Annotated in this window: 16 protein-coding genes and 4 pseudogenes; 3 read left to right on the forward strand and 17 right to left on the reverse strand. The window is 58.9% G+C overall.

The genetic code is table 11. The features are described 5' to 3' along the window. Positions 1–249 precede the first annotated feature (249 nt). From H3V53_RS43885 to H3V53_RS38215, 3 genes are all read right to left on the reverse strand, one after another. Positions 250–546, reverse strand: a complete 297-nt coding sequence (locus H3V53_RS43885; protein WP_082845463.1) for a DUF4148 domain-containing protein — start codon at positions 544–546, stop codon at positions 250–252. 189 nt (positions 547–735) lie between these two features. Further along, positions 736–1,455, reverse strand: a complete 720-nt coding sequence (locus H3V53_RS38210; RefSeq protein ID WP_336602267.1) for a hypothetical protein — start codon at positions 1,453–1,455, stop codon at positions 736–738. 888 nt (positions 1,456–2,343) lie between these two features. Next, positions 2,344–2,913 (reverse strand): flavodoxin family protein, encoded by a 570-nt coding sequence (locus H3V53_RS38215; RefSeq protein WP_336602268.1) that lies wholly within the window; start codon positions 2,911–2,913, stop codon positions 2,344–2,346. A gap of 757 nt (positions 2,914–3,670) precedes the next feature. On the opposite strand from H3V53_RS38215, the gene H3V53_RS38220 reads away from it, so the two are divergent. Continuing rightward, positions 3,671–4,471, forward strand: a complete 801-nt coding sequence (locus H3V53_RS38220) for a DUF1269 domain-containing protein (RefSeq protein WP_336602269.1) — start codon at positions 3,671–3,673, stop codon at positions 4,469–4,471. A 239-nt stretch (positions 4,472–4,710) separates the two neighbouring features. Here H3V53_RS38220 and H3V53_RS38225 read toward each other — a convergent pair whose 3' ends face one another. The 6 genes and pseudogenes from H3V53_RS38225 to H3V53_RS38250 all read right to left on the reverse strand — a co-directional run bounded on the left by H3V53_RS38225 (position 4,711) and on the right by H3V53_RS38250 (position 10,558). Further along, entirely contained in the window at positions 4,711–6,087 is a 1,377-nt protein-coding gene (locus tag H3V53_RS38225; RefSeq protein WP_336602270.1) for a nicotinate phosphoribosyltransferase, read from the reverse strand. A 36-nt stretch (positions 6,088–6,123) separates the two neighbouring features. Next, a complete protein-coding gene (locus H3V53_RS38230) occupies positions 6,124–6,639 on the reverse strand; it encodes a BCAM0308 family protein (RefSeq protein ID WP_336602271.1) in 516 nt (171 codons plus the stop codon). Between the two features lie 49 nt (positions 6,640–6,688). Next, complete coding sequence (locus H3V53_RS38235) at positions 6,689–7,381, reverse strand: CBS domain-containing protein (protein ID WP_336602272.1); 693 nt, start codon at positions 7,379–7,381, stop codon at positions 6,689–6,691. 11 nt (positions 7,382–7,392) lie between these two features. Further along, positions 7,393–7,728 (reverse strand): GYD domain-containing protein, encoded by a 336-nt coding sequence (locus tag H3V53_RS38240; protein WP_336602273.1) that lies wholly within the window; start codon positions 7,726–7,728, stop codon positions 7,393–7,395. A gap of 224 nt (positions 7,729–7,952) precedes the next feature. Beyond that, positions 7,953–8,579 (reverse strand): annotated as a pseudogene (pncA, locus tag H3V53_RS38245) (bifunctional nicotinamidase/pyrazinamidase). 755 nt (positions 8,580–9,334) lie between these two features. After that, positions 9,335–10,558, reverse strand: coding sequence for an IS110 family RNA-guided transposase (locus tag H3V53_RS38250; RefSeq protein ID WP_336602274.1), 1,224 nt, complete (start codon positions 10,556–10,558; stop codon positions 9,335–9,337). Positions 10,559–10,823: 265 nt separating this feature from the next. Between H3V53_RS38250 and H3V53_RS38255 the strand changes: the two genes are divergently transcribed. After that, positions 10,824–11,189 carry a hypothetical protein gene (locus H3V53_RS38255; RefSeq protein ID WP_336602275.1) on the forward strand — a complete coding sequence of 122 codons (366 nt, stop codon included), beginning with the start codon at positions 10,824–10,826 and terminating at the stop codon, positions 11,187–11,189. Here H3V53_RS38255 and H3V53_RS38260 read toward each other — a convergent pair. The 6 genes and pseudogenes from H3V53_RS38260 to H3V53_RS38285 all read right to left on the reverse strand — a co-directional run. Beyond that, positions 11,176–11,718 carry an Hsp20/alpha crystallin family protein gene (locus tag H3V53_RS38260; RefSeq protein WP_336602276.1) on the reverse strand — a complete coding sequence of 181 codons (543 nt, stop codon included), beginning with the start codon at positions 11,716–11,718 and terminating at the stop codon, positions 11,176–11,178. The two genes, H3V53_RS38255 and H3V53_RS38260, sit on opposite strands and share 14 nt — an antisense overlap. 305 nt (positions 11,719–12,023) lie before the next feature. After that, positions 12,024–12,593, reverse strand: coding sequence for a hypothetical protein (locus tag H3V53_RS38265; RefSeq protein ID WP_336602277.1), 570 nt, complete (start codon positions 12,591–12,593; stop codon positions 12,024–12,026). 150 nt (positions 12,594–12,743) lie between these two features. Further along, on the reverse strand, positions 12,744–13,061 hold the full coding sequence (locus H3V53_RS38270; protein WP_336602278.1) for a hypothetical protein: 318 nt from the start codon (positions 13,059–13,061) through the stop codon (positions 12,744–12,746). Between the two features lie 39 nt (positions 13,062–13,100). After that, positions 13,101–13,610, reverse strand: coding sequence for a CBS domain-containing protein (locus tag H3V53_RS38275; protein WP_336602279.1), 510 nt, complete (start codon positions 13,608–13,610; stop codon positions 13,101–13,103). Between the two features lie 64 nt (positions 13,611–13,674). Further along, a complete protein-coding gene (locus H3V53_RS38280; protein ID WP_336602280.1) occupies positions 13,675–14,253 on the reverse strand; it encodes a lipid-binding SYLF domain-containing protein in 579 nt (192 codons plus the stop codon). A 200-nt stretch (positions 14,254–14,453) separates the two neighbouring features. Further along, positions 14,454–14,735, reverse strand: a pseudogene (locus H3V53_RS38285) (phosphoribosyltransferase family protein); the annotation flags it as partial. A 520-nt stretch (positions 14,736–15,255) separates the two neighbouring features. Here H3V53_RS38285 and H3V53_RS38290 point away from each other — a divergent pair. Continuing rightward, positions 15,256–16,569, forward strand: a pseudogene (locus tag H3V53_RS38290) (class I SAM-dependent methyltransferase). Positions 16,570–16,937: 368 nt separating this feature from the next. Here H3V53_RS38290 and H3V53_RS38295 read toward each other — a convergent pair. Further along, positions 16,938–19,211, reverse strand: a complete 2,274-nt coding sequence (locus H3V53_RS38295) for an FAD-dependent oxidoreductase (RefSeq protein WP_336602281.1) — start codon at positions 19,209–19,211, stop codon at positions 16,938–16,940. A gap of 333 nt (positions 19,212–19,544) precedes the next feature. After that, positions 19,545–19,692: pseudogene (locus H3V53_RS38300) on the reverse strand (IS256 family transposase); the annotation flags it as partial.

Below are 19,692 nucleotides of genomic sequence, written 5' to 3' on the forward strand. Positions count from 1 at the left end.
GCAGCACCTCGTCCGCGGCGCTCTCGGCTTGAGATATCTCTGGAAGCGCTGCGACGGCGACGCAGCAGCGATATTTTTCGCTGGCTGTGGACCGGACTACATACCCGGTCGGGCTTATCATCCGCTTACCAATTGTGCCATTTTCGGGCTGCCCGCTTGAACCTAGATCTAGCGCGGGGCCGTCTACGAAGCCGCAATAACATGCTTGTAACACCGCCGCGAAGTACGTCGTTTAAAGCGCCCGCACGGTCACCATCGCGATAAGCCGTAGAACTCGTTGATGCGATTCATTTCGCCACTTTTCTTAGCCTGCTCCAGTTCCTGCTTCACCTGCGCACGCGTTTTCCCTTTATTTCCCGACATTTCCGCTGGAGCCAACGATCCTCCGCGAGATTCCGAGGCCATATCGTCTGGCGACTGGGCAGCCGATGGAGGCGCACTCGCGCTCTGCGCCTCCGTCAACCTTGGACAGCCAAGCGACATGATCAGTGCGGCCGCTATCCTAAATGATCTCGATCTGAATATAGAAGGCATGATGTGCTTCATCTCAGTACAGTACTGGCGCGGTCAGCGCGTCCCGTTTTGAAGGTGGTTGATGTCGAACGCAAATCGCGTACGCAACCTCCCTTGCGATCAGGCCAGGAACGCCTTTCGCGCAGTGGGGCATCTGAAGGAACGCCTCGTCTGCGTAATGCGCTGACCGCCAGATCCCGGATACAGTCGTTTTGCCACTCGTCATTGCCGCGCTCCGACAAACGCAAACCCGACTGTTGTCCAGGAGTTCACACCTACAGCAGTGATCTTCGTTCCTGAAACGACAGCTTTGACGTTCATTGATGTTCCGGTTCCAGACGCGCACGACACATCATTGAACGTTAAACTTCCATCAAACACGTGCTTGCCCGTTGGCCGTGCACGCACCGAGCCACTGAACGAACACGATCCCTGCGTGCCCGTGAAAGAAAGATCCGGGCTGATCGTGAGTCTGGTCTCCCCCGTACTGCCTATGTTTCCCACCCAGGTGCCAATGGCTTCCGATATATCTACCGGGGTGTCGTAGGCGGGGCTATAGGTCCCCGTGACCGCTCTGACGCCGCTGGACTCAGCATCGGTGAGGGATAGCGACTGTCGTGTCGTGACGGAACCCGTAACGCTCGCAGTAGTGGCGGCACCCGAGGCCGGAAAATCGATCGCGGCATTGTCAATAAGCGTGTTGCCGCTCACGCTGAATGCTCCCTCGACCATGCCGCTTACCGTGGTGCCGGAAGAAAAGACCATAAAATACTGACCCTGTTCAAGGATCAAGGTGGAAACATCCCGGCCATCGCCCGCTGTTCCCTGCCAGAATCCTTGCGGGTCGGCGTTTGGCGTCGGCGGAGAACTACCACCGCCACATGCGGTCAGGCACATCATCACAACGGCACATATCGTCCTTCCCCTCTTCGTTCTGTCCATGACATCTCCCGAGTTCAGCGCCAGCCGAGAGCAGACGGCCTGCCTGATTCGCACTGTTACGCCATGAATGTACGGTTGAGAGCGGCGATCCAATTGACTTCCCTCAACTAACGTAAGAGTGGCAATGGGAAGAGTGCGCTCGATACAGAACCACGTTTTGAGCGTGCGCGTACCGCTGCAATTCGACCTGGTCGTTCCCTGATGGGCACGTGCATGGCCAGCCGGGTCATTAACGGGAAGCGCGGCTCCAGCATTAAACGGCGCGCGGCGTGAAGTACGTCTTCCAAGCGATCCTTCAATCGCTCGCGGTGATCGGGCATTGCAGGCGTGCCGGATTCGCCCCGACCACTGCCCGCCTGGTTCTTGAAACGAGCTTCCAGCCGTTATCCCGGTCCGCGCAAAACCGCGCGTGAACCGCCTCGGGAAGAGCCTAACCAGTTCGAGGGCAACCCGATGCAGGATGTGCTGACGCACACTGTTTTTATGAATCTGTCAGCGCCTACAGTGGCGCATCACGCTGCGCAGCTTTACCATCCAAGGCAGTGATCTTGGCCCGTCCAGCCCATTGCTCCACTCCACCTCGTAGCCGTCGCATGGCTTCCCGGCAGCATCAGGCCGGCCGCTGGAGCGCGAAGTAATCGAACGCCAGCACGGCGCCCGAATCGGCGCACATCTGAGCGTTAGTCTGAGGTTCAGCGAAGCGGCCATCGAACGGCCCTGTGCAGTTGCCCAACGATTTCGTGCGACTGCTTCGATGAAGAGCGAGTCCAGGCAAATGAAACAGCGCGCATAACATTCGCGTGATCTTGTTTCTTTTATGCAATGCGGGTCTTATGGCTCTTACGCGAATCATCTGTTCTCCCCCGATTGCGTAGCCCACATCAGGCGCTACAGATTGCTGGCGCTGGGACTGGTGTGGCACGGGCCTAACCCGGCTCCTGTTGCCGCCTGGGCTGCTTGCCCCGCCAGACAGTCATGGATCGTCACGGCGAAGCGCGCAAGCTTTTCTCGCGCATCACCACTTTCGACATCGCGTGCGGAGACGGCACAGGTCGCGATCGGCGCACGCTGCGCCAAAGCCTGCATCTGTGCGAACGCCCGCTCGCTGCCGCGACCACCCATCGTGCAGAAGAACGCTACATGGTGAAGTTCGTGATGGTGAGCAGCCAGCCAGGTAGTGATGGGTGTCGACGCCCGGCCCGTCCATACAGGCGTCCCAACTACAACCAGGTCATATTGCAGCGGGCGATGTTTCATCGGCTGCAGGTGCGCCGGACGCCCAAATAGCGTATCGAGGATCGATCGGACAAAACCCGTGATGCCCCGGCGCGACCGGGTACTCTCTTCATACACGCGTTCAAGATCGGCATCGAGCTCGTCGGCAAGTCGCCCCGCAAATTCTGCCGTCGTCTCGCTGCGCGAATAGCAAATGATCAGGGTGCGGTGTTTCGCTTGCATGACTGCCTCCGCCCGTTCGCGTGTGCTGATTGAATTCCAGCATACCGGTACAAGCGTTGTGAACGCTGACACAAATCAAGGAACCTCGGGTACGCAAAGCATCGGCGGGCGCTACCATACTGCGAATGGGCATTCGGCGTTTGTATTAACGGCAGACCCGCATCCGCTTCCGTCGGACGCAACCGGATCCTGACACATTAAGGCCCGTTCAAAGCATAGATTCGACGTCCATGTCAAACCTGCGCTTTCGAATCCGCCATAACGGTGGCCAAGCAGAAATGCAGCACAAATCACCGCGGACGCTGTCACCACGGAAAATGCCAGCCGCTCGAAAAAGGGAAGATGGCGACGCATGAAATGCTCCATAATCTTCGCTGCGGTTCCGCGGCAAAATGCCAGCCGCAGCGAGATCATGATGTGTGACACGTGGCCTCATAACACTGATGCAGATCAGCGTTTTCGATAGCGATCGAGACATTGGGGAACGCATTGAATTGCGGCGCGGGTGATTCTTCGCTCGGGAGCAAGGCCACATAACTGGGTCTCCCCCGTCACGCCGCTGACTTGTGTCAAGACAAGTCGGCTTGTTGACGCTATCTTGAAGGCTGTCCGGGCATTCCGGGGCGCTGCGTTGCAGAACTACCATGTGCTCCCCTATGAACCAACCTGGCGTATTGCGCGATTCGCAGAGTCAATACCCAATGCCCGCGTCTATGTTGCGAAGTTCCAGTTGCCGTACATTTGACGGAAGCTCGATATGACCAATTTCATCTTCGCCCTGTTTCCAGACGAAGCAAGTGCCCGCGCAGGGCTTGAAGCGTTCGAATTGTTGCATGTGGCAGGTGATATCACCCTATTTAACCATGCGATCGTTCAACGCGGGATGGATGGCACTCTTGTTGTACTGGAAAGGGAAACTGCGCCCATCGGCTCCGGCGTGGGCGCATTGATTGGTGGCACGGCGGGGCTTTTCGGCGGGCTCGCCGGCCTGGGTATTGGGGCGGCTACGGGCGGCATCATTGGTGCGGTGCTGGATCTCTTCAACCTGGGGGTGAGCAAGGAGTTTCTCAGCTCGATCTGCAAGGAACTTGTTCCCGGTAAGACTGCGGTATTCGCCGAAGCCTCAGAGGAATGGATAACGCTCGTAGATGCGCGAGTTGAGGCGTTTGGCGGAAGTGTCATCCGCGCAGCACGAGATGACTTCATCGAAGACGAGATCAGGAAGCGCGTAGTCAGGCTGAAGCGAGAAGTCGCAGCACGTCGTGCCGAGTTCGCTGCCAGACGGACGGAAAAGAGACTGCACGCACTGCATGAAGTAGTATTAAGGTCAGAAGAGAACTTGCGAAAAGCCGCTCTGGACGCTGCCCGGCACATTGAGCAGTACCGCGAGGAATCAGATGCGAAGCTCAAGGCACTTCATGATCAGCTTCAGAGTGCTTCGCCTGCGACAAAGGCTCGCATAGAACAACGCATCATCGATCTTCAGACCGACCAAAAGCAGAGACTCGCGAAAATCCACGACGCACTTCGTCTTGCGAGGGAAGCGATGGAGGCTTGACAGCTTTCGTAAGCCTCCGATTTCTTGCTAGCCGTGAGTTAAAAATTCGTTGAATCAAGTATGGGTCGCGGTGCGGCGTTGCACTGTGATGCGTGAAAACGGCGCCCGTATGGCGCGGCGCAGAGTTCACGCCTTCGTGCCGTGCGAGCCCAGGCAGTCAATGCGGCCTGAAAAGTGATGCCAGTTAAGACGGTCGCCTTTATCCATCGGGAACTTTTATGCCAAAAAAGCACAAACGCTCAATGCGCGCTCTGCATGCTGTCTAGCTCCCGCGCAAGGTCGACCAATCGCTCCGAGATATCGACGCGATATGGTTCGTTCGAAGGATTGAGCGCCGCGATACGCTCTGGCAGCGAGAGCAGTTCACGCTGCGCATGCTGACGCATTACATCCAGCGTCAATCGATCGCAAAGACGCTGACCGTCAATCATGACCGGCTGCAGAAGTGGGACGCCCGCATGCCGCTCGTCTTCCAGGACAAGCGCATCCCATGCGAGCTTCCCTTCGGCACCATGCGTGCGAAAAACCTGCTTCACGCCTGGCAAGGTCGCCTTGCCTTCAGAGCGCTTCCGACGCGGCCGCCCCGCATACTGGGTAAGCTTGTAGGCGCAGTCAAGGTAAGGTGCATCGGCCGATGTATTCATACGGGTGCCGATACCGAATCCGTCAATCGGCGCCTGCGCATGAACAAGCTTCTCAATGCGCCATTCGTCCAGGTTGCCACTGACGAGAATGGTCACCGCATCCAGTCCACCTTCGTCCAGGATACATCTGACCTTTTGCGCGTGGATGCTCAGGTCGCCGCTGTCGATCCGCACACCTTTGATGGTCATCTTCTCCGCTGCAAGCCGTTTCGACAGCGCGACCACCTTTTTTGCCGCGATCTCTGTGTCGTATGTGTCAATCAGGAGATGTGCATTTTCAGGCTGTGAGCGCACGAAATGCTCAAATGCTTCACCTTCGTCCTGATGAGCCTGAACAAACGAGTGCGCCATGGTCCCGAACATCGGGATGTGAAAGTCGAGCCCCGCCTGCAGCGTGGCGGTACCACTGAAACCCGCGAGGTAGCTCGCACGCGCCGAGAGTATGCCGGCCTCTGCGCCATGGGCCCGTCGCAGGCCAAAGTCGACAAGCTGCTTTCCCGGCGCTGCGAGGACACAACGCGCGGCCTTGCTCGCAACCAGCGTACTGTAGTGCACGAGGTTCATGACCCGGCTTTCAACCAGTTGCGCCTCGCGCAACGGAGCCGTAATCCGAAGGATCGGCTCGTCAGGAAAGAACACGGTGCCTTCCGCCATCGCGTACACCGACCCGGTAAACCGCAGCGACTCCAGTGATCGCAGAAACGCGGCGCTGAACCGGCCTGTGCGTGCAAGCATCTCCAGCCGGACATCAGTGAAGCGGAGATCGCACAGATAATCCAGAACCAGCTCCAGCCCCGCTGCCATCAGGAAGTTCCGCTGTGCCGGGAGTTTCCTGACAAATAGCTCGAATGTCGCCGGTTCGTTCATGCCGCAGTCGAAGTACGACTGCAGCATCGTCAATTCGTACAGGTCCGTCAGCAAGGCGCAATCGGGATAAAGGTGCGTCACTTTCGTTTCCTTCTTCCTGAACATCTATTCGCGTGAATGCACGCGTACGACCCGATTTCCCTAATCGCCTGGCCGCTTCCATCGCGCACGAAGAATGCCTCCGCCGTCGCGGTACTCGAGGGAGAGTTGTCCGTGATGAGCCAGGACGAGAGCTTCGCAGAGCCTCCGCAACATGTGGCGGCCCGTGGTTGTCACTCGCATCCCCTTTGCCTGCTCTTCAATGCTCATTAGCCGCTCAAGCGCGTAACACGTTTCTTCATATGCCGCCTCACGCTGCAGAAGGGAAACTACCTCATCGCGGTGCGCGAGAAGGTACCCGCCCGCCTCCAGCCACAGTTCACCGGCAGGTGCGTGTTCAAGTATCCGACGGCATGCTGGGCAAACCAGCTGACCTGTCTGCTCCGCATTCGTGGTCCATGTCCAGCGACCTTTTTCGTAGACGGCGCCGCATTCGCGGCAGCCCGTACCTGCGTGCACGTGAGTCGGGGGCCGGTAGCTATCGTCCGTATGTGGCTGGAATAGCCTGTCGCGGGGCATCGGTGACACGCGGTGGTCGCCAGGGTCTGTCATCTTCATTGCCCGGTTTGAAGTACAAGAAAATTGCGACGCGTCCTGCTTCAGTCGGCTACATCGCTGGAAGCGTGACGGGATACTCGAGGTGACTGCTCACCTCCTTCACCCCCGGCACGTTTTCAGCCGCCACCCGAATCGCTTTACGCTCCTCCTCGCTCGTGACGATGCCCCAAAGATGAACAACGCCGTGTGTAACGAGCACATCTTCGCGCGACAACGACCAACGCGCGTCCTTCAATGCTGTCACGATGGCATCGCGTATTGATTCATCCTCCGGTGCGACGGAAGGCACCGCGTCGGGAACCGCACTGGCAAGCGCACGAATAAGATTCGCGCGACTCACGAGTCCCGTCACCTTGCCTCCCTTCAACACGGGAACACGTTTGATCCGGTGTCGCTCGAGCATTTCGGCGATTTGGGCAACGGGCGTATCCTCCGTTACCGAAACGACGTCGGTCGTCATCAGATCGCCAACTTTATGGGAATGCTCCCTGACATACCCGTGCGCCAGTTCCCGTGTCGATGCAAGGAACTCCAGCCACCATGCACGCTTGCCGACACCCGTACCAATCTCGGCGCGGTGGAGAAGATCGCCTTCTGTGATCATGCCAACCAGCGCGCCCTTGTCGTCGATGACGGGCATGCCGCTAATATGATTTTCAGCGAGTGTCTTTGCGGCCTCTTGCACGGTGGTGTCCGGATGTGCAAACAGGACCGATGTAGTCATGACGTCAGTGGCACGCATTCTTCCCTCCCTCAGTCGATCAACTCTATGAGCTTCCTGTGGAACTTCCGCTCGACAGCTGGCCAGATCTCGGAGTGTGAATAGCCGAACTTGCGCACCAAAGCCGAAACCTTCAGTGCCGTCTCCATGTCGTCCGCTGTAAAAATATCCAGAAAGTCATACGGTCCCATGACCGCGTAGCTTTGCTTCCACTCGACACCCGGACAATTCTTCCTGATCGCTTCCAAGGTCCTCTGCTCGCACTTCTCCGTCTCTTCTGCGGACTGGATACGCTCGGAAGAAAGTCTCGCAAATAGCAGGAAGTCTGGCATGATTGTCCCTTGAGGAGCGATTGCTGCAAGCTTCATCTTCGATGATCAACGACGGCCGGAATTGACCAAGATCAAATGACGATCTGTCTCGTCAGAACTTGTCTCCGCCAGAATGGCCCCCGGCTGAAACGTCTCACTCTCTACAGGCCTGGCTCGACTGCCCGCTCACGGGCTGCCAGAGGAGTCGCAATGTTTTTCCGCCACGCGCTCGCGGAACGGCACTGTATCCGTGTGACTACGCGCAGTGCCTCTGCTCGCATTCAGACCAGTAGTTCCTGCGATAGCACCCGTTCAACACAAGCATCGCTCATGGCGCGCCAGGCACGCGTCAATGAGTCATTCAAATTGATCGCGCGCGTTGCATCCTCAACAACCGCGACTTTGAAACCCGCAGCGCGCGCGTCGAGTGCCGAATATGCGACACAGAAGTCAAACGCCACGCCACAACACCATACCCGGGTGATGCCCGCTTCATGGAGGTATCCCGCGAGACCGGTTCGGGTTAGGTGATCGGCCTCGACAAATGCCGAATAGCTGTCGACATCTGGCCGATAACCTTTGCGAATCACTGCGCGCGCGTGCGGTACGTCGAGGTCAGCATGTAGCGCGGCGCCCGGAGAGTCTTGCACGCAATGCGACGGTTAGATAACCTGCTCACCATAGGGAAACGCAACGGTTTCAAACGGTTGTCGCCCCGGATGATTGGTGACGAATGACAGATGCGATCGGGGATGCCAGTCCTGCGTCAAAACAACGTTGCTGAAGCGCTGCGCGAGGCGGTTTATCACTGGCACAATTTCGTCGGCGCGTGGGACTGCCAGGGTACCACCCGGCATGAAGTCATTTTGCATGTCGATCACGAGCAGAACGTCTTTGACGTCAGTCATCGCACCACCCAACATAGTTTGCCCATCCGCGTTGCGGAACATTGCACGCGCCACATTCAAAAAATATGTCCCTCGACGATGATTGAGATGCGCCGACGCTCAAATGCGGCTCTGATCCGCCTGGCGACATTGCTTTTGCATGCGTTGACGATTCGCCATCGCAAGGATCACATTAAGGAGCGCCGCTCCCGGTCCCATTTACCCAGTCCGGGCGGCACCGCCAATTCCGCCCCCGGGATCGAGTCAGCACGACGAGCAACCGGTACTATGCCCCGAGGGCAGGATCCGATGATCCCGCATGACATGCGACGCTACGCATGCAGCGCGTTGACGAGAGCGGATCGCGGTCGGGGCACGTCCAGAGCGGCCGTTTGCCTTGCCGTCGATCAGCACGGAATTAGCGGTATGTCGAGGGAGCGGCGCTTGGTTCAAGCGTGCTCCCAGGCAAAGCGGTCCACATTGACCAAGGTCAATCGCGGGGCTGTTCACCTGGAAGTGCGCGGCTAAACGGTAATATGTGGATGCTGGAGCCAAAACCGTGCGAAAGTGCACGCTGGGGAGTGTCGCTATGTAGCGGCAACTTCGGGCGACTGAGTCCGGCGCCCCCACCTCAGCCAGGCTGACGATCGCAACGATCAAGTCCGCTTCGGACAGGCGGGTGCCGGTTCTCCAGGTCGCAGCAGATAGATACTGAAGCCTGGGATGACGCGCCAGCAGTCCTGCTGCATTGCTTCAGAAGGTCTGGTAAGAAGCGCTCATGAGGAAGGGGCCGGTTGCGAGTTGTAGCCGAGATCGGCAAGCCGCTTGAGCAGGCGTTGGATGGTTTTTCCGGTGTCGAGCCGGCTGAAGTAGTCGGTACCGAGGTCTGCATAGACGACGCCGTTGGAAAGCATGTGCCACACCGCGGTGAGCATGGAAGCGGCAACGGCGAGGATCGCTTTCTTGGGGCCGCGTCTTGCCTTGATGCGCAGGAACTGGGCGTGCAGGTAAGTGCTTTTCACGCGGACGGCAGCCCATGCGGCGGTGACGAGGGCGGTTTTCAGCCATGTGCCGCTTTTGCGCACGCGGGTGCTGCGGCGTTTGCCAGCGCTCTCGTCGTTGCGCGGACAGAGGCCCGCCCAGGAGATCAGGTGGGCCGCATTGGGGAAGCGCGTGATATCGGCACCGACCTCGGCAAGGATGACCTGAGCGGTCACGTCACTGACCCCGGGGATGGTGGTCAGCAGGCGAACGGACTGCCGGATCGGCGCCAGGGCCTTTCCCAGGGTAGCGTCCAGTTCAGCCAGCGTGTGCTGCAGGGCCTCGATGACGTCCAGGTGAAGCTTGAGTAGTGTGCGGTGATGGGCGGTAATACGCCCGCGCAATGCCTCGCGCAGTTCGGGCGCCTTCTTGCGTGCGTTGCCTTGAGCCAGTGCGGCGAGCTGTTCGGGATTGTCTTCACCGGCGACGATGGCGTCGAGCATGGCGCGACCGCTGCAGCCGAGCACGTTTGAGAGCACGCTGCCGAGCTTGAGATTGGCGTCCTCGAGCACTTTCTGGATGCGCAGGCTGTGCTGGGAGATCTCGCGTACGAGTTGCTTGCGCGTACGCGTGAGATCGCGTAACTCCTGCGTCGTGGCGGGTGGCACGAAGCTGGCGCGGATCAGGCCATGCGCGAGCAGATCGGCAATCCACGTTGCGTCGTTGACGTCGGTCTTGCGTCCGGGAACGTTGCGGATGTGGCGGGCATTGGCCAGGACCAGTTCGAAGCGGCCTTCCAGGATGTGCCAGACCGGTTTCCAGTAGACGCCCGTTGCTTCCATGGCCACGTGCGTGCAGCCATGCAAGGCAAGCCAGTCGCCGAGCGCGAGCAGCCCGGTCGTGGTGGCAGCGAAGCTGCGCACTTCGCGATGCTGCGGGGCGGACACGCAGCGCACGCGAGCCACAATGGTGTCCTTGTGCACGTCGAGTCCAGCGCAGCGGGGATAGAGAACCTGCATGGTACCTCCTGCCAGTGTGATGGCAGCGGCAGCAGTCCTCGTGATCGAATTCTGGTAAACGTGCTTGGGGCATGAATGCCCTGCGTCACAATCCGGGGTGCGCGCAGGGCTGCAGGTCCAACTGTTAAGCGGGCTTGGGGCACCATTCCCTCTGCCGACCTCGGTCGCCGCTGCGCACCCATGTTACCTCTGGCGTGGGCGACGAACGCGGCACGTCCGCTTCATCCTTCGGGGTCGGGCCGGGCCCGATGAACAACTGTTAAACGTGCACTCAGGCAAGGCGAATGACGGTGTCGCGCATAGCGCCGTCCGCCCAGATATCCTTGTATTTTTCGAGCAGGGCGACGTAGTCCTGATCTCCCATCAGTCTTTCGTTGACCTGCTGCATCCTGTCGAGACTGTCGGCATCAAAGTGCCAATGAACCTTCGGGCTGCCGAATTGCTCGGCACCGAAGCACATATTGAGCGAATACTCATTATTGATATGGGCGGTAACCTCCGATGCGAAAACCAGTGCGACGGCAGCAGCGCCGCGTTCCTGACCGTTGCAGTACGGATAAATCTGTACATGACCGCACTCCTTGCAGATACGTCCAATCGTTTCATTGTGACGCTAATTACGCCGCCTTGACTGGAATCTTCTTTTCGGCGTTTTGGGCTTCCTGCGTCTTGGGCAGGGTCACTGTCAGGATGCCTTTTCGGAAGCTTGCCTCGATCTTCTCGCGATCAACGCCTTCCGGCATCTGGAAGTAGCGCTCAAAGGCACCGAAGCGGCGTTCATGCAGGTAGTAGTCTTTCTTCTTCTCTTCTTTCTCCTCGCGCTTTTCACCCTTGATGGTGAGGCCGCCATTGGCGAGTTTCACCTCAATATCCTTCTCGTCGATTCCAGGCAGTTCGGCTACGATCTCGTAAGCCTTCTCGGTCTCCGACACGTCAACGGCGGGCGCCGACGCCCAGGAGCGCTCACGGCGCCAGAACGGTTCAAGACCAAAAAATGAACGCCGGAACGGCAGGATTCCAGGACCACGGTCGAACTCGTCAAAGAGACGGTCAATCTCCCGGCGCAGGCTTTCAACCGGATGCCATGCCTGTGACAGGCCTGCAGGCGGGGCTGTCTCGGCCTCCTTCTTCACAGGCAGTTTTGTAGCTTGTTCATTCATGACGGCTCTCCTTCAGAGGTTGGAGAAATCATTGTCGGCACGAACCGGATCGGCCTCTTGACGTACGTCAACCATATCGCCAGGCCCAGACTGCCAGCGCTGGCAAGCGCATGCTTTGTGTCGCCGTATATCTCTTACGCAGATGAAACTCATCAAGGTTGTCGGGCAACGCTTCGGTAAGCTAAGACTCGCTGCGTCTGCACAGAGTACCCATCGCACAAGGTTGCTGATCATCGGCTTCGCTATTGCCGCTCGGGATGAAACAAGGCGCTTGCCCGGCGTGCGTGGCAATTATGGTGTGTCTCTTATCCACGCGTTTCGGGAAGCTGTTCGTTTGCGCGGCCCCGCTCCCGCACTGGCGTCAAGCCCTCAATACTCTCAGCAGTCGCCTCTGTGTCGTATCCGCGTTCGATGTCCGTGACGGCGACGTCCGTGTCGCGCTCACCTGATTCCGGTTCATTAAATGCGGGCGCTGACAGCGCGATATGCGCAGACAGGGGCCAGTGCTCCTCTTGCGCGTCAAACCAGTCGACCTCGCCACGTACTCGGGCAGCAAACAACTTCCATCCACGCCGGTTTCCCTTGAAGAGGTGCTCACGAACACTGGCGGCAAACGCGTTTCGATCAAGCGGATCTGTGAGGAGCCACTGAGGCCACAGGCAGAACGCGCGTAGCGAGCGGGTAATGAAGTCTTCGACGAGCATCGTGCGATCCAGGTATTCCAGCAAAGGCTCGTCTTCGAGGATCGGATTGCGCTCGATAAGATTCCCGATGGTCGGAGGAACCGGCCGCATCTCGCTAATGCGGGCGGTCAACTGCATGACGCGGCCGAGATTGTTCAGCAGCGTGCGTCGTTCGTATGCGTCGTCTTTCATGGTCCGTTCCACTGGTTGCGTCACCGTGCGCGGCCAGGATCAGTTCGCGGCCCTCCACCCGGACACAACGCATCCGGACGGCAAGGCCCGAATCAATATGCCATCAGGGAAACCACGAACATGGGAGCAACATGCCTTATCGGTGAGTCGTCAAACAGGCGCGCTTGCGAGTTCCCTATCGACAAACTCCCGGGCCTGTCTCTCGCCATAGCTACGGGCACCGTTATAAGAGATAAAATCGGTCCGCACATCAACACTTGTCACTGCTGTGGCAACGTCGTCAACGTAACGGACCGACCAGGAGACGTTATAGTGGCGACGAGGCATGCAACTCAGCGAAATCACCGGGCTGATCGATACCCGCACTTCAATCAGATAGCCGCGGTACGGCTGGCACAGGTTAGGCATCAGCCCTTCCGGCAATTTGCGGCAATGTTCCGCAGATGCTTTGTCCACGGCGTTTCGCATGATGTGCTCCCGGTCGTCCCTGCCGATACCCATGCTTTATTACACGCGCAGCGGGGTCTGTACTGAACCGCAACTCTCGCGGTTCTGCTCACAGCGGATGATGCTCGACAACAACGCCAGATCCTGACCGAGCGCCTCGATCACGTCGTCGAGCGAAAGCACGCCAATGATGTCCTGCTCCGCGTTCGTGACGGGAACCCGACGAACCCCATGACACGACATGGCTTGCATCGCGTCGACCACGTCCGCGTCGGCATCGACAGTCACCACATAGGGTGTCATCACATCCGTGACCAACAGTTCTCTCGGAGAAATGGTCCGCGTCACAGCCTTCAACACGATATCCCGGTCGGTCACGATGCCCGCGATCCGGTTGGTCGATCCGCCGCCCGTCACTACCAGCGTGCCAACGTGCTGGTCGCGCATCTGCGTCGCCGCTTCCTGCAAAGTGCAGGACATGGGAATATGGACCGTGCCACGACTACAAATATCTTTGACTTTCACGACTGCCTCCTGCAAACGATGCGCACTGATCGCATCGCCGCGCATTGATATTTCCCACTCGACCGCTGCCCGTCAGGCACGATCTGCGATCGCCGTTCCGGGCGTCCGCCTATACCGGCGCCTTCGAAAAATGCGTTCCCGTCAGCGACAGGTCGAACATCAGGCCACTCTTCGTGTCGACGAAACCCATGATCGCGTGGCGTGCCGTATTGGTGTCAAACTTTCCGCTCTTGCCTGCCTTGAACAGAACAACAGATCCATCGACACCCACCGTCCAGCCTTTGCTTTTGCGGAATCGGTCAAGCGATTCCTGTGTGAGAAACACGAGGATCACGCTCTTTGATTCGTAGCCGAGGCGTGCGCCTACGGAAGCGGTCTTCGCGTTGTAGTATGTGTTGGGCGCCCCGGGAACACGCAGGACGCCGCGTCCGTACTCGGCGCCTAGAATCGCACCGCCGGCACGAACGTCAGGAAAGACCAGCACGCCATTTGCACCCGCTAACAGTTCCCGGGTTCCTGGTGCCTTCGCGTACAGCCGTTCGAGCGCCGCGCTCGCGTCGCTGTCCGTCTGCTGGACATAGGCCGCAGTATCTTGAGTGTTTGTGCCCTCCTGTTCCGCGAAAGCGGCGGGTATTGCAGTGACCGCTGCGGCAATCAGGAGGGCAGAAATGATCTGGTTGCTGAACACGGCAAACTCCTCATCGGGTTGATGACCTGAGTATGTGCGGCACCAGGCAGGCAGGTTTGACTCATGTCAACGGCAACGATCACGGCTCACTATTTGCGGGGTGGTAAGTCGCGACGAGTACTATTGAGCTCGATGACTGCCGCCTGCTTCACCTTTTGTGATTTTGGAACGCTATCAACGGCTCGGCCGACAATACGTCTTCTGATTTCAGACTCGTCGAGATAGAGTGCGCCGCCGGAGGCGATGGCGCCCATCGCCAGTTCCGGATAGTGCGGGACGCCCAGCTTGCGCACGACGAGCACGTCCAGTTCGACGCCCAGCGCTTGCGCGACCTCATAGCCGACCGGCACGCCACCACGCGGCAGTGCCAGTACGATCACATCGCCGCGTCCCGCATATCCGTCTAGTTGTCGCGCAAGCATGCGTCCTGCCTCCGCGCGATCGCTGAATCGTGGTTCGTCATCCATCCAGTATGAATTCATGAGATCACCGCTTCGACCGTCGACCCACATTCTCCGAGAGGGCGCTTCGCCACGCTTCCTCTCCCTTTGAGGTGCGCGGTCGGACACGAAGTTCGATATGGCGGCCGAGAGCGCGAACGCCCATATGAGAATTGTCGGCGCCACGTCGGACGGATATTTGAGGTTGATCAAAAGAAGCGGCGGAAGGTAGATAGAGTCGGGCCTGATTGAGACCAGCCTCGAGCTCGACTCCGGCGAGCGATATTTCAAAGCTGGATCCCGATGATGCGGCTGTGCCGGCGGTGACAGCTATGCGACGCGTGCTTTGATTGATCGGCGTCAATCAATATGCGCAGTAGCCGCGCACACTCAGCAGGCAGTTGTTCTTTTTGGACAAATGTGGCAATTCTGCCTTGGGAATCGATGTTGATCTGTCCGGGGAACGGGAATGCTCATGTTGTTCGACATGGTGTTCCTGGCAATATGTCGTGTCCGCGATCTGCGTCTATTGGCCGTCGAAAACTACCCTCGGGTCCATGTCATGCCTTTCCTTAGCCATCTGCGTCGATTAGCCGAGAAGCGGCTCACCGGGTTGCCGCTGCCCTGCTCACTCCAACTCCCCGGAGGCCGGAGCATTGGCGCTACCCAATCCCGTGTTGCATTTGTTGTACGCGATATGCGAGCGCTCATGCATCTGGCGCAAGGGGCGATCGGACGGCTCGCAGAAGATTATGTGGAAGGTCGAGTCGAAATCGGAGGCGAAATGCGCGACCTTGTGTTGGTCGCGCCCGCTCTGCTCGGCATTGACCCGACCCAGCAAGCTACACACGGGTTGTCACGGCTTGTCCGGCATGCTCAGCGTGCCATCTGGGAGTGTACACACCATAGCCGGGTAAAGGATGCCCGACAGATTCAGCGCCATTACGACGTTTCTGACGAGTTCTTCGCCCTCTGGCTTGATCCAAAACGCGTATATTCGTGTGCCATTTGCCGAACCGGCTTTGAGCCTGCGTGAGGCGCAGGACGCCAAGCTCGACATGATCTGCAAGAAGATGATGCTTCGGCCTGGTCAGCGCTTCATCGACATCGGCGCCGGATGGGGTGGGCTGCTGCTGCCGAGCATTATGGGGTTGATGCCACGGGCATTACGCTCTCCAGGAACCAGCACGCCTACGTCACGACCCTCATCAGGCGGAAAGGTTTGCAGGGCCGCGTGCGCATGCTGCTGCAGGACTATCGCGACATCGATGAATCCCTGCCCTTTGATCGGGTGGCCTCGGTAGGCATGTGTGAACACGTTGGCCGACCCAACCTCCCCGACTACTTCGCCAAGATTCACCGTCTGCTCAAGCCCGGTGGCCTCGTAATGAACCACGGCATTACGGCTGGTGGCACAGGCACTCCCCAGTTCGATGGTGGTATGAGCGACTTCATTGAAAAATACATCTTCCCCGGCGGCCAGCTCGTACATGTGAGCGTGATGCTGAACGCTATCACCCGAGGCAAGCTCGAGCCGCTGGACGCCGAATGTCTGCGCCCGCACTATCCCCAGACATTGTGGCACTGGGCCGACGCGCTCGAAGGGCATCTCGACGACGCGCGGGAGATACTGGGTAAGGACGCGGACAGGACTATCCGTGCCTACCGACTATACCTCGCCGGCTCGGCCATGGGGTTCGAGCACGGCTGGACATCGCTGTTCCAGATTCTTGCGTCGCGCCCCAATGGCGTTGTCGAGCACGACCGGCCTATTCTGGGCCGCTTGCGCGCCACGCAAAGCGCGTATCCCTTCAATCGCGCATATGTTTATAGGCAAGATGGTAAGCATGTACTCGCGTCGAGCACATCGCAATAATCGCGCGGCAGCAAATTTCCGCGCCATGAATAGCTCTTTGCGGAGCAATGTGCCACTGCATCGCAACTGGCTTCAGGATGGGAGCGTCCCCGATGGACCTATTGATCCGATCAAATCCGGTGAGGTATCTGGAATACCGATCATGTTTGATCAGTACAGCAAAAGCACGACCGCTCAAATGTTGTTAATTGGATAACCATTGATGTCTTCCGGTGACCTTGGTCGCACAATTTTTCGGTCGCGACAAGACCGAATTGCCGCACCCTCAAGCTACCACCGGCGTTCGGCGCGCCATTGACACATGTCAAGCTGGATGGCAAAGCGGCACGTGGCTGTACCGAGACGCAAGAATTTCGCAACCGATGTGATCAAACGTTCAGTCCCAGCTCCTGCATTTCGCGACTGGTTTCATCCAGCACCTGCTGTGCGGCCTGCTGGCCGCGCCGCTGCAGCGCTTCGACAGTCGCGACGGAGAAATCGAAATCGGTCGCGAACGGCAGTGCGCCCTGCAGCGAGATTCGCGATACATGGATCGGCGTCCGGTTGCCCATCAAACGGATGTAGTTCGGCCGCTGTTTGAACCGCCTTGCCGTATCTGCATCGAGCTCATGCATAAGATCCAGCACCAGATCGCTAAAGTCGTTTGCGTATTCCTCGAAGCGCAGGTCATTGCGAATGCGATCGGTGTACACGAGCTCATCGCGCCGTCGCATGACGTCGATGATGTTTGACGGCATGGGGCGCCCGCCGGAGAACAGGTCCAGCGCGAACACACGGCCGCTGATGCGCCCGCACCGGTCAATCACGAGGTCCAGCGGTGAGTTGCTGACAAGGCCGCCGTCCCAGTACGCGCGGCCATCGATTGTCGTCCATGGCATGGCGGGCGGCAGGCTGCCGCTAGCCAGCAGATGGTCAGGCGTCAGACGATCCGTGTAACTATCGAAAATGCGCTGCTCGCCCGTCTGCACGTCGACGGCACCGATCAGCAGCCGGGTTGGACTGTCGGCAAGCACGTCGAAGTCGACATAACGGGAAATCAATGCCTTGATGTCGGCCGGGTCATAGTAGCTGGTCCAGCACGGAACGAGCGCGCCTGCCCCAAGTTCACCGTTCCACCAGCGCGGGCGTAGAAAGTTGGGCACACCGAACCAGAATGCGTACCAGAGCAGCAGCGTTTCGTGTATCGCCGAGTCGGGCCTGCTGGGTAAAGAAATCGAAAGATCGCGCCAGAATTGCTTCAGCCGTTCCGTCGCACACCCCGGATGACTGGCGACTATGGCGCCGTTGAAGGCTCCGATGGAAACGGCGGAGATGACGTCCGGCCGCACGCCGTTCTCTTCCAGCGCCTGTATAGCGCCGGATTCGAATGCACCGAGCGCCCCTCCACCTTGCAGGATCAACACTGTCTGCGAAGGCAACCGTGTCAGGGAGAATTGAAGGTCGGCAAGCTGGGCGCGCGCTCCGTGCAACCCTATTCGATGGCGGATCATTTCCTCGGCGGCCGCCGATTCCTCTGCGCTTCGGCCGGCCGAGAAAACGGCTCTCAGAACGTTGTGTCTGAGATAGAGCACAGCCCATGCGCTGTCGGAAGGCGTGCCACGCTGGACCGTTTCGCTCGCCTCTTCCGCCTGACCCATGAAGGTGTAAGCCGTTCCGAACGCACTGCCGTAAAAGATCGAGACATCACGGTACGGTATCCCCTTGCCGAGCATGTTGCGCGCAGCCAGCCTGCCCTGACGCAGCGCATTGTCCCAATGCTCGATGCGCCGTCTTACACCAAAGACGGGATCGCAAAAGTTCGCGACGTCGCCGGCAGCATAGATGTCGGGATCATTCGTGCGCAGGCATTCGTCGACCAGCACGCCGTTATCCAGGGTTACGCCGCTGCCCTCGAGGAATGCGCAATTGGGCGTCACGCCAATGGCGACGACGACCAGCTCACACGCTAATTCCTGGCCCGTTCCGGTCAGGACTCCCGTCACCCGCGTGTCGCCCAAAAACCTTGTAACATTGCACCCAGTCAACACACGGATGCCCTGTTGCGCGCAACGATCCGCAAACCACGACGAAAGCACCAGCGCATGCAACTGCGGCATGACGCACGATGCGCGCTCGATCAGCGTAATCTCGAGGCCTGCCGCGCGCAGCGATGCTGCAACTTCGACACCAACGAACCCGGCACCAAGGACTACGGCCCGCCGGACCTTGCTCGCGGCCTCTCGCAATGCGGCGGCGTCGCTGATGTCGTGTATGAACCGTATGCCCTGCAGGTCGCTGCCCGGCAACCGCAACCCTTGCGGCGACGTCCCCGTCGCGATCAGCAATTTGCCGTACTGAAACAGTCGCCCATCCGACGTTGTGACCGTATGCCGCGCACGCTCAACGCGCACGGCCCGCGCGCCAATCAGAACGTCGATGCGTTGTTCGCCGTAGAACTCCGGCGGGTGCATCGCAAGTTGGAGACCGTCGACCGCACCCGTCAGGAAACCTTTGGTCAACGGTGGGCGCTTGTAGGGCAGCGTTGCTTCTCCGCATAATATCGCAATGCGTGCACTCGAATTCTCCATTCGCAGTGCGCGAGCCGCGGCGACGCTAGCTGGTCCGCCCCCAACCAGGACGAAGTCGTATCTTTCGCCCCCCATCGATGACGCCAGGACTGGGCCGTCCGCAAGCGTTCGCGCCATCGTATCGTCCCTCCAGTCCGTGCGGGTCGCATCGTTCATCAGTTCATCCTTCGTGCGCTGTGTGACGGTCTCACATCTGCGATTTTCCCAAGCGGGATAAGCAAGTAAGCAACAGCTTCACTCTAACGCCCGTGGGCCGCCGACCGATGATCTACATCAATGGCATCGCAGCCGCGTGCGATTCAATTGAGGCTACGCGACAACGCACTTCTGTCCCACGGAGAACCTATGAAGCTGGCATTTCGAGCTAACGTCAAGAGTGGTGTACGGGCAACGTTAAGGCAGGGGCTATCAGGCGGCGAGTTTCTGCTGAACCGGTCGATCGTCTTGCACCGGTTCGCCGTCCTTGAAGGCAATGCCCTCCAGCAACAGCTTGATCTGTTCAGGGCCGTTGATACGGCGCCAGGTTTTCTCGGCTTCCTCGATCAGCTTGAATGCC

Source organism: Paraburkholderia bengalensis, assembly GCF_037126505.1.
GTDB classification, from domain to species: domain Bacteria; phylum Pseudomonadota; class Gammaproteobacteria; order Burkholderiales; family Burkholderiaceae; genus Paraburkholderia; species Paraburkholderia bengalensis.

Coding starts and splice junctions, on each gene's coding strand:
- H3V53_RS38275 (WP_336602279.1), bottom strand. CDS start 13,610: ATGCGCGGCGATGCGATCAGTGCGCATCGTTTGCAGGAGGCAGTCGTG.
- H3V53_RS43885 (WP_082845463.1), bottom strand. CDS start 546: ATGAAGCACATCATGCCTTCTATATTCAGATCGAGATCATTTAGGATA.
- H3V53_RS38265 (WP_336602277.1), bottom strand. CDS start 12,593: ATGAAAGACGACGCATACGAACGACGCACGCTGCTGAACAATCTCGGC.
- H3V53_RS38230 (WP_336602271.1), bottom strand. CDS start 6,639: ATGAAGATGACAGACCCTGGCGACCACCGCGTGTCACCGATGCCCCGC.
- H3V53_RS38235 (WP_336602272.1), bottom strand. CDS start 7,381: ATGCGTGCCACTGACGTCATGACTACATCGGTCCTGTTTGCACATCCG.
- H3V53_RS38250 (WP_336602274.1), bottom strand. CDS start 10,558: ATGCAGGTTCTCTATCCCCGCTGCGCTGGACTCGACGTGCACAAGGAC.
- H3V53_RS38240 (WP_336602273.1), bottom strand. CDS start 7,728: ATGAAGCTTGCAGCAATCGCTCCTCAAGGGACAATCATGCCAGACTTC.
- H3V53_RS38225 (WP_336602270.1), bottom strand. CDS start 6,087: ATGTTCAGGAAGAAGGAAACGAAAGTGACGCACCTTTATCCCGATTGC.
- H3V53_RS38210 (WP_336602267.1), bottom strand. CDS start 1,455: ATGGACAGAACGAAGAGGGGAAGGACGATATGTGCCGTTGTGATGATG.
- H3V53_RS38260 (WP_336602276.1), bottom strand. CDS start 11,718: ATGAATGAACAAGCTACAAAACTGCCTGTGAAGAAGGAGGCCGAGACA.
- H3V53_RS38215 (WP_336602268.1), bottom strand. CDS start 2,913: ATGCAAGCGAAACACCGCACCCTGATCATTTGCTATTCGCGCAGCGAG.
- H3V53_RS38220 (WP_336602269.1), top strand. CDS start 3,671: ATGACCAATTTCATCTTCGCCCTGTTTCCAGACGAAGCAAGTGCCCGC.
- H3V53_RS38295 (WP_336602281.1), bottom strand. CDS start 19,211: ATGGGGGGCGAAAGATACGACTTCGTCCTGGTTGGGGGCGGACCAGCT.
- H3V53_RS38270 (WP_336602278.1), bottom strand. CDS start 13,061: ATGCGAAACGCCGTGGACAAAGCATCTGCGGAACATTGCCGCAAATTG.